This is a genomic window from Iamia sp., from assembly GCF_035575815.1.
Classification (GTDB): domain Bacteria; phylum Actinomycetota; class Acidimicrobiia; order Acidimicrobiales; family Iamiaceae; genus Iamia.
The window spans coordinates 1-9,577 of record NZ_DATLXO010000159.1 but is presented as its reverse complement, the minus strand read 5'-3'; the positions used below and the strand labels follow the sequence as shown (position 1 = coordinate 9,577).

At 71.3% G+C, this 9,577-nt stretch carries 15 protein-coding genes and 1 pseudogene; 14 read left to right on the top strand and 2 right to left on the bottom strand.

The genetic code is table 11. From position 1 onward, the window contains the following. The 7 genes and pseudogenes from VNL12_RS21355 to VNL12_RS16600 form a co-directional block, all read left to right on the top strand. Positions 1 to 83 (top strand): annotated as a pseudogene (locus VNL12_RS21355) (transposase); the annotation flags it as partial. 108 nt (positions 84 to 191) lie between these two features. Then, the gene (locus VNL12_RS16625) at positions 192 to 1,157 is read left to right on the top strand and encodes a hypothetical protein (RefSeq protein ID WP_325596064.1); all 966 of its coding nucleotides are present in this window, start codon (positions 192 to 194) and stop codon (positions 1,155 to 1,157) included. Continuing rightward, a complete protein-coding gene (locus VNL12_RS16620; protein WP_325596063.1) occupies positions 1,151 to 1,429 on the top strand; it encodes a hypothetical protein in 279 nt (92 codons plus the stop codon). The genes VNL12_RS16625 and VNL12_RS16620 overlap by 7 nt, the downstream gene beginning before the upstream one ends. A 23-nt stretch (positions 1,430 to 1,452) precedes the next feature. Beyond that, positions 1,453 to 1,803: a hypothetical protein gene (locus tag VNL12_RS16615; protein WP_325596062.1), complete on the top strand. Its 351-nt coding sequence runs from the start codon at positions 1,453 to 1,455 to the stop codon at positions 1,801 to 1,803. Further along, on the top strand, positions 1,800 to 2,195 hold the full coding sequence (locus VNL12_RS16610; RefSeq protein ID WP_325596061.1) for a hypothetical protein: 396 nt from the start codon (positions 1,800 to 1,802) through the stop codon (positions 2,193 to 2,195). Before VNL12_RS16615 ends, VNL12_RS16610 begins: the two co-directional genes overlap by 4 nt. Before the next feature lie 686 nt (positions 2,196 to 2,881). Beyond that, the gene (locus VNL12_RS16605; RefSeq protein ID WP_325596060.1) at positions 2,882 to 3,160 is read left to right on the top strand and encodes a hypothetical protein; all 279 of its coding nucleotides are present in this window, start codon (positions 2,882 to 2,884) and stop codon (positions 3,158 to 3,160) included. Between the two features lie 39 nt (positions 3,161 to 3,199). Beyond that, the gene (locus VNL12_RS16600; protein ID WP_325596059.1) at positions 3,200 to 3,697 is read left to right on the top strand and encodes a hypothetical protein; all 498 of its coding nucleotides are present in this window, start codon (positions 3,200 to 3,202) and stop codon (positions 3,695 to 3,697) included. 162 nt (positions 3,698 to 3,859) lie between these two features. Here VNL12_RS16600 and VNL12_RS16595 read toward each other — a convergent pair whose 3' ends face one another. Both VNL12_RS16595 and VNL12_RS16590 read right to left on the bottom strand, forming a co-directional pair. Further along, positions 3,860 to 4,918 carry a DUF2510 domain-containing protein gene (locus tag VNL12_RS16595; RefSeq protein WP_325596058.1) on the bottom strand — a complete coding sequence of 353 codons (1,059 nt, stop codon included), beginning with the start codon at positions 4,916 to 4,918 and terminating at the stop codon, positions 3,860 to 3,862. Between the two features lie 166 nt (positions 4,919 to 5,084). Beyond that, a complete protein-coding gene (locus VNL12_RS16590) occupies positions 5,085 to 5,363 on the bottom strand; it encodes a hypothetical protein (protein WP_325596057.1) in 279 nt (92 codons plus the stop codon). A gap of 16 nt (positions 5,364 to 5,379) precedes the next feature. On the opposite strand from VNL12_RS16590, the gene VNL12_RS16585 reads away from it, so the two are divergent. The 7 genes from VNL12_RS16585 to VNL12_RS21015 form a co-directional block, all read left to right on the top strand. Then, the gene (locus VNL12_RS16585) at positions 5,380 to 5,523 is read left to right on the top strand and encodes a hypothetical protein (RefSeq protein WP_325596056.1); all 144 of its coding nucleotides are present in this window, start codon (positions 5,380 to 5,382) and stop codon (positions 5,521 to 5,523) included. 180 nt (positions 5,524 to 5,703) lie between these two features. Then, positions 5,704 to 5,880, top strand: coding sequence for a helix-turn-helix domain-containing protein (locus tag VNL12_RS16580; protein WP_325596055.1), 177 nt, complete (start codon positions 5,704 to 5,706; stop codon positions 5,878 to 5,880). A 35-nt stretch (positions 5,881 to 5,915) separates the two neighbouring features. Continuing rightward, positions 5,916 to 6,260, top strand: a complete 345-nt coding sequence (locus tag VNL12_RS16575; RefSeq protein ID WP_325596054.1) for a hypothetical protein — start codon at positions 5,916 to 5,918, stop codon at positions 6,258 to 6,260. Next, positions 6,257 to 8,050, top strand: a complete 1,794-nt coding sequence (locus VNL12_RS16570) for a hypothetical protein (protein WP_325596053.1) — start codon at positions 6,257 to 6,259, stop codon at positions 8,048 to 8,050. Before VNL12_RS16575 ends, VNL12_RS16570 begins: the two co-directional genes overlap by 4 nt. Before the next feature lie 242 nt (positions 8,051 to 8,292). Beyond that, positions 8,293 to 8,868, top strand: a complete 576-nt coding sequence (locus tag VNL12_RS16565) for a hypothetical protein (protein ID WP_325596052.1) — start codon at positions 8,293 to 8,295, stop codon at positions 8,866 to 8,868. Positions 8,869 to 8,980: 112 nt separating this feature from the next. Next, positions 8,981 to 9,232: a hypothetical protein gene (locus VNL12_RS16560; protein WP_325596051.1), complete on the top strand. Its 252-nt coding sequence runs from the start codon at positions 8,981 to 8,983 to the stop codon at positions 9,230 to 9,232. 183 nt (positions 9,233 to 9,415) lie between these two features. Further along, positions 9,416 to 9,577, top strand: a 162-nt coding sequence (locus VNL12_RS21015; RefSeq protein ID WP_349257869.1) for a helix-turn-helix domain-containing protein, incomplete at its 3' end; no start/stop codon positions are given.

Here is a 9,577-nt window from a genome sequence, read left to right as displayed (position 1 = left end):
TCAACACCCTCATCAAGAAGGTCAAACGCGTCGCCGCCGGGTTCCGCAACTTCGCCAACTACCGCACCCGGATCCTGCTCGCCTGCGGCGGCTGCAACTGGCACCTACTCGGCACCCCACCCCCCTGAAACGCGAAGCGCCAGCAATGGGCCGTGGCGGCCTCGGGTTCGTGGGTGGTGCCGTTGGACAACGTGAGCGCAATCACCCCATGGCTGTCCGATGCGATCTGCCGGGCGGTGACTGGGGACGGCACCGTACGGCGCCGGCTGTACAGCAACGACAGCTTGACGGTGCTCGCGTTCCGACGGGTCATCATGCTGTCCGCCATCGATACCGGGGCGTTGCGCGGTGACCTGGCCGACCGGCTGCTGCTCGTCGACCTCGACCGCATCGGGCCCGGCCAACGACGCGACGACGCCGACCTGCGCGCCGCCTACACCGACGGCGCGCCGAGGTTCTTCGCCGCTCTGTTGACCTTGACGTCGAAGGTGCTGGAGGCGCTCCCGACAGTGAGCCTGGCTGAGCGGCCGAGGATGGCGGACTTCGCGAAGGTGCTCGCCGCGGTTGACATCGTGCTCGGCACCGACGCCCTCGGCACCTACCGGGGTCAGGCCACCCGCCTGGCGGTCGAGGTCATCGACTCCGACCCGGTGGCGGTCGCGGTGCGCGCCATGCTCGACCGAGCCCGCGAGTGGGTCGGGACCGCCGGGGACCTGCTCGACGAGCTCACCCCGGACCGGGCGCCGAAGGGGTGGCCGACGACGGCCCGAGGCATGTCCGCTGCGCTGCGCCGGGCGGCGCCCGCGCTGCGCTCGGTCGGCATCGGCGTCGAGCCACCGGACCGGCGCGAGCCCGGCACCCGGGCCCGGAACTGGACCCTGACCCGCAGAGAAGGAGAGGACCCGCATCCGACCGGTCCGACCGGTCCGACCGGTCCGGCATCCCCGCTGACCAGGGACGACGCCCGGGACGGTCCGCGGGACGGTCGCGACGCGACCGGTCCAACCGTCCCACCAACCGTCCCGCGCTCGCAGCCCCCTGACCAGGGAAAACAGGGCCCGCGGGACGGTTGGGACGGTCGGGACGGTCGGGACCACCCTCCCTCTACCTGTGACGACGCCGAGCCCGAGCCGGGTCGGGAGCACCGGACATGGTGACCGTCGATGAGCTGCTCGCCGAGCTGCACCGCCGGGGCGCACGCCTCACCGTCGACCCGGACGGCCGCCTCGCCACCGACGCCCCACCCGGTGCAATCACCGACGACCTCGCCGCCGCCATCGGTGCGCATCGGGTCGAAGTTCTGCACCGCCTCGGGCACCCCGAGTCCGCACCCGCCCGGTGGGAACGGGCGATGACCGCCGACGACCGTGCCGCCGCTGCGCTCATCCGCGGTCACTCTGAGCGTGAGGTCGACCCGTGGAACCCGTAACAGTTAGACGTAAGCGTTACGTGGTGCCGTGCGTTGCCTGCCACGGGCTCTACGTCGCCTACCGCACCAACTCCCGCACCTGCTCCGGCGCGTGCCGAGTCGCACTCCACCGGGACCCCGACCTCGACACCTTCGAGAAGGCTGCCGCTGACACAGCGGCCAGGTACGGCTTTGAGGTGGACCCGTTCGACGTCCGCCGCATAAACGCCATCGGTCAGCTCCGACCGGACCTGACCCGAGCGCAGCTAGCCGCGGCCATCGACGAGAACAACGTCGACATCTTCCCCGAGTACATCGAGCAACTGAGCGCAGCGGCGCAGACCCCGCCGAGCTGCGCGGCCCCCTCGACGGCATCCCCGGGGCCGACACCGTGACCGCCTACCCGCGGCACCTCGCGGTCGGTGCACTCCCCCGCGCGGACCAGGCCCTGGCCGACGCCATCACCCAGCTCCACCGGCCACCCGTGCTCCGCTGCGCCCACGCCACCCACGGCGCCGCCTTCGTCTGTGCCCAGCACCCGGCCGCCGGCATCATGTGCTGGGGATGCTCCCTCGCCCACACGGACCGCCACACCTACGAGGTCGAGCATCGGTGCGACGAATGCGGCACAGACACTGAGCTGCTCCACCCCATCGCAGGCACCGCGACCGTCACCGTCCTGACGACCGACACCCACGGCGACGGCGCGCTATTCGTCGGCACCGTCATCGCCATCGCGCTTGGTGTGTGCCCGCCATGCGCCACCCGCCGAGGGGTGACCCGATGACCGACCGAGCTGACGGTGGTGAACACCTCGACCGAGATGGAGAGCAACACCTCGAGGTCGAGCTCGACCTCTCGCGAAACGCGGACCGCGCGCCGTGCGCCGTGCGCCGCGAACGCGAATCGCGGGAACGCGAACGCGAAGAGGGGGTGGCGGGAGACCCCGCGGCCGGGTGCCAAAGGACCGGAGCGGTCTGCACTCCGGGGTCTGTACGGGTTACAGGAGTCGGCGCAGGGGCCCGACATGGGCTCTAGAGGGCCTCTGGGCACCGGTGAGGCCGCCCGTCGGAACAAGCCGGCCGTGCCGACGGTGCTGCTGCCCGTGTCTGGCCGTGGCGGCCCTGCGCCGGTGTCTCCGATGGGCCTGGGCCCGGGGGGTGAGAGGTGGTGGGCGTGGGCGTGGTCGACGCCGCAGGCGTGCGCCTGGTCGGCCGGCGATGTTCCGTTCGTCGCCCGTCGGGCGGACCTCGAGGACGAGGAGCGCACCGCGACGGTTCACAGGTTGATGAACGAGGCCGACGACCGTCTCGGCCTCACCCCGAAGTCGAGGGCCCGCCTGGGCTGGCGGATCGTCGAGGACCCACCCGAACCGATCAAGCGAACCCCGAGAAGGAGACCCCAGCCATGACCGATCACGACCCGTACGCCGAATGGTCGAAACCACCAAACACCAACCAAGGAGATTAAACCATGAAGTACCCCCCAAATCGAGACGCAGACCAGGCCGCGCAACGCACAATCAGCGGCGGGTACAAATCGACCACCACGACCCGCCAGCGGCGGCTCGCCGCGAAGGCCGAGGTCCTCGACCACCCCCGGGCCGCCGCGCTCGATGAGTTGGCCGCCCGTGTCGAGGCGGACCCGTCTCTGTGGGCCCGGCTCGGCGCACAGACCCGGATTGAGCTGGGGTACCGGCAGGCCGCTATGGCGGCGCGGGCCGAGCTCGACGACGGCCCCGACGCCGCCTGACCACCCCACCCCGAACCACCTACCAGTAGGAGACAGACCATGCCCAAGACCAACACCACCACCAGCGACCTCGACGCCGCACGCCAGGCCCTCTTCGATGCCGAGGCTGCCGCGCAGAAGGCCCAGAAGGCCGCCCGCAAGGCCGAGGAGGCCGCGGACGCCCGGCGGCAGGCAGCACTACAGAAGTACGACCAGCAGATCATCGACGGCTACGACGAGGGGGAGGAGGACGCCAGGATTGCGGAGGCCCATGCGGCCCTGATTGCCGCGGTCGAGGCGGACCCCGTCTACGCCGCGCTGGCCGAGCTCGCCACGGCCACGACCGTCGCCTACGTGCGATCGACAGAGGCGACCCGCGCCGCCACAGCGGTCGGCAGTGACCGGCGCATCACGTCCCGGGCACCGGCGAGCGACGCCGCACTCGAACCCCTGCTGCGCCACGTCACAAACCTGGGCACACGTCGGGCCGCCGAGGCCGCCGAGCAGGCGTCCGCGGCTCGAACCGCCGTCGGGGACGCCGCCGCCGCGGGCACCTGATCCGGTGGCGCCCCGGCCCGGCACCCGCGCCGACCTGCGCCCACGCGAACGCGCGGGCGTGAACGGGCAGCCATTGGGGTTTCCGAAGGTCGGACCCACCGAGCCGGGGCGCCGCCACCGCGCCCGCCGTTGAGCGGCGACGACGCTTCGTATCGCTCAACGCTAGAACTCGGACTCGACCTGGAACTCCACCTCGTCGTGCTCGGTGAAGTCGTCGATCGAGATGAACTCCACGGTGATCGTTGAGCCGGCCTCGAAGTTGCTGACGAACGCGGTCCCAGTGCCGACGACGCTGCCGCCGGCGAAGAGAGTCACGGCGAACGAAGCGCTCTCGACGGTGTCGCCGTTATTGGTGGCCCTGGCGCGGACGCTGAAGTCGTCGACGAAGTCGGAGGAGACCTGGACGTCGGCGAACGTGTAGTTGCCGGCTTCGTAGGTGTCGGCCGGTGCGGCGGTCGCGGGCGGCGCTGTGGTGGTCGGAGGTGCCGTGGTGGCGGGTGGCTCGGTTGTGGTGGGAGGGACGTAGTCGGTCGGCATCAGCTCTGCCAGGTCTTCACCACCGGGGCATCGGGGGCCGTCCTCAAGACGGATCACCTCGCCGCCTTCGCACCGGCCATAGTCAGCGAGCCAGTCCTCGACCCCGGCGTGGCTGCTGCACGTCGCAGCAAGGTCAAGGTTGTCGCTGAAGGTCCCATCCTTGCAAAGGGCGATGTCGTCAGGGCCGACTTCTGGCTCGTAGCCGGGGAGGAGTTTGGCGAGGTCGCCGCCACTCGGGCACTGGGGGTCATCGCGCAGTGCGATGACGGTGCCGTCCGCGCACTCGCCGTACTCGGACAGCCACTCGCTCACGCCGTCGTGGCTGGAGCAGATCGCCCTTAGGTCGGTATTATCGGAGATGCTGCCGTCGTTGCACTTGGCGAAACCATCAGGCTCCGTGGTGGTGGTGGCCTCGTCAGCTTCCTCATCCGGTGACCCGGCGATGGCTCCACCGATGACGGCGATGAAGACGAGGCCGAGGCAGGCGATCACGGGGATGAGCCACTTGGGGAAGCCGCCCTTCTTCTGCGGCTGCACCGGGTAGGCGCCCTGCTGCGGGTACTGCTGCTGGGTGGGCTGATCGATGGGCGCGTAGTGGTCGGTCCACCCCGAGCCGTCGTGGTAGCGCTGCTGCCCCGGTCGGTCCCCCGCCTGGTACCAGCCTGCTGGCGTGTCGTCGCTCACGTAGGTTCCCCTCATGTCGTGGCCCGCCTGACGGACGGTGACGGTAGCCGGTCAGCCGGCGCCCTGCTGGGCCCGCAGTGTGATTCCACCGGCTGCGGCCGGCGGGACCGGTAGGGCTCTCCCGCACTCCCTCCAGGCTGTCCTACGTCGGCAGCGCCCGGTCCGCTCAGCCGCCGTTCTGTGCTCGAAGAGCTGCGGTAACGCACTCGATGAGCCCCTCGGGTCGTGCACGCGGCGAAACACCGAGGTCGCGCCCCTCGGCGAGACCTTCGGAGTACTCGGCCGCGGACGACGACGACGTGGTGAGCGCGTCGCTGACGAACACCCACTCGGCTGCACTGGCCAACCTGTCCCCGCCGCCGGCTGGGTAGATGTTGGCCGTCACCCAGCGGCCATCATCACTGGTACCGGTGAACGCCTCACCAATCGTGGCGTCGCTGCTCATCGCCCAGGGCGTCCCGATGAAGATCGTCTCCGAGCTCCTCGGCCACGCCAGCATCCGGATCACGGCTGATGTCTATGGGCACCTGTTCGACGACGCCGGCCAGGTCGCCGCCGACGCCATGATCGCCGCGCTCTGGGGTCCGTCGGCACACGACGCTTGACGCCGAACTACAAGCGTGTAGTCTTGGGTTGTTGCTATGGCTCGACGGAGTCGACGGCGGCCGGTCACCCGACGTAACAGGGGCAGCACACTCTCGCTGTGAGTAGGGGACTCCGGCCGACGGGCTGGTAGGCGACCCAACTTGAGCCAGCCAGCTCAGACCCTCACCGGAGTGCCCCACATGTCCATAGCAGAGTCCTCCGCCCGTTGGGAGACGGCCGCCGAACTGGCCACCCGTCTCGGCGTCAGCCGCGCAACGATCTACAACGAGCTGAAGCGCGGGCTCCCGTCTCGCAAGATCGGCCGCGCCCGCCGCTTCGATCCCCGGCAGGTCGACGCCTTCTACGAGCAGTCATGACTACGGCCCGCCCCAAACGGGACGGGCCGGAGCCGATGCCGCAGCCAAACGACACCGGCCAGCCCACCCGTCCCGCCACCCCGCTCGCCGGGATGCACCCCTGTCCCGGGGCCCACCCGGGGGAGGTCATCGCCATCGGCCCCGACCACCGGTGGATCGCCTACGCCACCGCGGGCGTGATGGTCGCCGCCTGCTACTTGGAGGGCCGACTACTCCGCCGAGACCTGGCCGGATGGTGGACCGCGGGGCCCCGCGGTCAACGCCACCCCGTGCAGGATCGGACCGTCGCCGCACTCCTCGGGACCGCCCCGGACGGGTGGCCCGTCCTCGACGAACAGGCCCCGTTGCTCGGTGCCGAGCTGCTCGGCGGTGCATCGTGACGGCGGCGGACGAGGCGCAGCGCCTGCTCTCCTTGGTCGGCAACGACACCGATGACGACACCGGCAACGACGAGCCGGCCGGGAAGGTGACCCAGTCCATGGCCCTGGTGGCCCTGGCCACCGAGCGGTACCGGTTCGCCATGACGACATCGGGTGAGCCGTTCGCCGTCGAGCACAACGGCGCCAACCTGGCCCGCATGCTGCGCGGCGGCGGTGACTCGCTGCGCGCCGAGCTGGCGCGCGCTCATCACCAGGCGCACGGGAAACCTCCCACGGCCAGCGCGCTCGCCGACGCCCTCCTCACTCTCGAAGGTGAGGCGATGACCGCCTCGCGCGAGACGGTGGCGCTCCGGGTCGCGACCCACGACGGGGCTGTCGTGGTCGACCTCGGCGACGAGACCGGTCGCGCCGCCGTGGTCGGCGCCGCCGGATGGTCGGTGGTTGACCGGTCCCCGGTGCTGTTCCGGCGGACCGCGCTGACCGGGGCGCTGCCCACGCCGGTGCACGGTGGCGACCTGGCCGAGCTGGCCGAGCTGGTCAACGTGAGTGCGGACACGTGGCCTCTCCTCGTCGGGTGGCTCGTCGCCGCGCTCCTCCCCGACCTGCCCCACCCGGTCCTACTCCTCGGCGGAGAGCAGGGGACAGGCAAGTCGACGGCGGAGACCATGCTGGCGGGGCTCATCGACCCGTCACCGGCGCAGCTCCGATCCATGCCCCGGGACCCCGAGCAGTGGGCGGTCGCCGCGTCCGGATCGTGGGTAGTCCCGCTGGACAACGTCTCGGCGATCACGCCGTGGCTCTCCGACGCCATCTGCCGGGCCGTCACCGGGGACGGCACCGTCCGCCGCCGCCTCTACTCCGACGACTCCCTGTCGGTCCTCGCGTTCCGCCGCGTCGTGATGCTCTCGGCGATCGACACTGGGGCCCTGCGCGGCGACCTGGCCGACCGGCTCCTCCTCGTCGACCTGGAGCGCATCGCGCCGACCGGGCGACGCGACGACGCCGAGCTGGCCGCCGCCTATGTCGAGGCGCGCCCGAGGTGCCTGGGCGCTCTGTTGACCCTGGCGTCAGATGTCTTGAGGGTGCTGCCGACGGTGGACCTGGCCGAGCGGCCCCGCATGGCCGACTTCGCGGCCGTCCTGGCCGCGGTGGACCGGGTGCTCGGCACCGACGCCCTCGGCACCTACCGGGCCCAAGACACCCGTCTGGCCGTCGAGGTCATCGACTCCGACCCCGTCGCGGTCGCGGTCCGAGCCCACCTCGACCGGGTCCGGATGTGGACCGGGACCGCCGGGAAGCTCCTCGACGAGCTCACACCCGACCGGGCGCCGAAGGGGTGGCCGAGCTCGGCCAGAGGCATGTCCGCGGCGCTGCGCCGGGCGGCGCCAGCGCTGCGATCGGTCGGGATTGACGTCGAGCCCCCGGACCGGCGGGAGCCTGGCACCCGCGACCGGTACTGGACCCTCACCCGCACAGACAGAGAGAAGGGGGGCGCGACCGGTCCGACCGGCCCAACCGTCCCGACACCCCCGCTGACCAGGGGCGATACCTGGGACGGTACGCGGGACGGTCGCGCCTGTCGGGTCGCTACCGTCCCACCGACCGTCCCGCGCTCGCAGGTCTCTGACCAGGGGATACACGACCCACGGGACGGTCGGACTGGTCGGGACGGTCGCGACCACCCTCCCTCTATCTGCGAGCCCGAGTCCGCGCTCGACCGGTGGGACCAAGCCCTCACCGACGACGACCGGACCGCCATTGCCAGCATCCGCGGCAACGGGGCGACATGACCCCGTGCATCCCCACCCCCCCACACCCACCAATCCGAAGGAACCCACGATGATTGACCGCTCGCACTCCCCCAACCTGGCCGGGCCCGGCCGCACACCCGGCGAGCTCGGCCCTCGGCTGGCACCACGCGGAGAGCCCGAACGATCGTGGCTGTCCTCGCTCGAAGCCGGCGGGATCGACCGCCTTGGGTGGTGACCCCATGGACCCGGCGCCGACGCCTCGACCTCATGGTGGGGCCGGGGTGGACCGCGTCGGCCGGTGCACTGCTCGGGCCAAGTCGACCGGCGCCCGGTGCAACCGCCAGGCCATCGCCGGTGGCGCGGTGTGCCCGGTGCACGGTGGTCGGGCACCGCAGGTGAGGGCTGCTGCTGCCCGCCGGCTGGCCGAGGCCGATGCTGCCGCCACACTGGCCGAGCTGGTCCCGGCCGATGCGCCTCCGGTGGCCAACGTTGCGGCCGAACTTGGGCGCCTCGCTGGGGAACTGGTCGCCGCCCGGGGGGCCGCAGCCGGGATGGTCCGCCATCTCGACAACCTGGCCGACCCGTCCGGGGACGGTCGGCCCGAGGTAGCCCTCTGGCTAGGTCTGATCGACCGGTGCGGCCGGCTGCTGGAGGCGATGGCCCGGCTCGGCATCGACGCCCAACGTTCGGCCGTCGAGGCCCGGCACGCCGAGATCCTCGCTGATGTGATGGCGAGGACTATCGGCTGGGTGCTGGCTGAGGTGCGGGCCGGGTCCGCTCCGGCCGAGATCGAGGCCGGCTGGCGGCCGATAGCCGGCGCCCACCTGCGATCGCTCGACGAGGGGCCGGAGTTGTGAAGGCACCTATGGGGCAAGGGGACAGCCGCTGAGCGGCTTGCCCGCGCGTTGGGGGCATGGCCCGCCCGCACGATCGGCACCTCGGCGCGGGCCGGCACTAGGCCGTTTCGACATGACCGAGCAGGAGGTCAGCCACTTCGGCGGCGGTCACTTCGGACGTGTCGACTTCGAGGTCCACGTCAGGAAGCGACCCTGCCCCCTTGCTGAAGTTCTCATGGGTCGCTCGGAGGAATTCGGGAGTCGCCGAGATGGCGTCTGGCCCACGACCAGGGTCGCCGAGGACGCGCTCCAGGGCGATCTCGAAAGGCGTACGAAGCAGGAAGTGATGGACGAGCGCGTCTGCCGGCGCTGCCGCGAAGAGTGATCCGTAGCTGCGTGACTCGAAGAACGGACCGTGACCGACCACAGCGTCCACACCGGCGTCGAACCAGGGCGAGTTCAAGGGGTGACGGCTGCAGGTTGAGGGTCGGGGTTCCACCGGTCGACGCGACGATCCGGCCAGGATGGCCGGGTTCACACGCACCCGTCGACCGGTGGAGATCCCAGCATGCCAGCCCAGCCCTTGGTGTTGTCCGAGCGCGAGGAGATCCGCGCCGGGATCGAACGCGGTGAGCCGCTGACGGTGGTCGCGGTCCGCCTCGGCCGGCACCGGTGCACGATCAGCGAGGAGGTGGCCCGCAACGGGGGCCGCGGGGCGTATCGGGCCGCC

Bases quoted from the DNA above. Each gene is read 5' to 3' on its own strand.
- VNL12_RS16620 (WP_325596063.1), top strand. From the start codon at position 1,151: ATGGTGACCGTCGATGAGCTGCTCGCCGAGCTGCACCGCCGGGGCGCA.
- VNL12_RS16605 (WP_325596060.1), top strand. From the start codon at position 2,882: ATGAAGTACCCCCCAAATCGAGACGCAGACCAGGCCGCGCAACGCACA.
- VNL12_RS16600 (WP_325596059.1), top strand. From the start codon at position 3,200: ATGCCCAAGACCAACACCACCACCAGCGACCTCGACGCCGCACGCCAG.
- VNL12_RS16590 (WP_325596057.1), bottom strand. From the start codon at position 5,363: ATGAGCAGCGACGCCACGATTGGTGAGGCGTTCACCGGTACCAGTGAT.
- VNL12_RS16585 (WP_325596056.1), top strand. From the start codon at position 5,380: ATGAAGATCGTCTCCGAGCTCCTCGGCCACGCCAGCATCCGGATCACG.
- VNL12_RS16580 (WP_325596055.1), top strand. From the start codon at position 5,704: ATGTCCATAGCAGAGTCCTCCGCCCGTTGGGAGACGGCCGCCGAACTG.
- VNL12_RS16575 (WP_325596054.1), top strand. From the start codon at position 5,916: ATGCCGCAGCCAAACGACACCGGCCAGCCCACCCGTCCCGCCACCCCG.
- VNL12_RS16560 (WP_325596051.1), top strand. From the start codon at position 8,981: ATGACCGAGCAGGAGGTCAGCCACTTCGGCGGCGGTCACTTCGGACGT.